Raw genomic sequence first — 279 nt, 5'->3', positions numbered from 1 at the left:
AAGTGTATTCCAAACGGTTTTGTTTAGCACCCAGTTTAGCACGCTCTGTTGCTACACCTTTGATTGCATCTTCGATAGAAGCTAAAGATGTAGAAGAGTTTAACCCTTTGAAGCTAGTAGTAGTGATAGCACCGATAGAAATTGTAACACCTGTTTTGTCACCCACTTGGATCGTAACACCTTTAGTGATACTGATACCATTAAAGCTAGTTTGACTCATGATGTTATCGATTTGTGTTCCCAACTCACCAAGCTCTTGGTTGATGTTCGATTTATCTG

1 pseudogene is annotated in these 279 nt (G+C 39.4%); it reads right to left on the bottom strand.

The annotated features are described in order from the left end of the window. A pseudogene (locus tag QCD85_RS23685) lies at positions 1-244 on the bottom strand (flagellin); the annotation flags it as partial. Positions 245-279: the final 35 nt, after the last annotated feature.

This window comes from Paenibacillus sp. PsM32, from assembly GCF_030433815.1.
Lineage (GTDB): Bacteria > Bacillota > Bacilli > Paenibacillales > Paenibacillaceae > Saccharibacillus > Saccharibacillus kyungheensis.
Note: the sequence above shows the minus strand (reverse complement) of the source record. Positions and strands in the feature narration are given on the sequence as shown.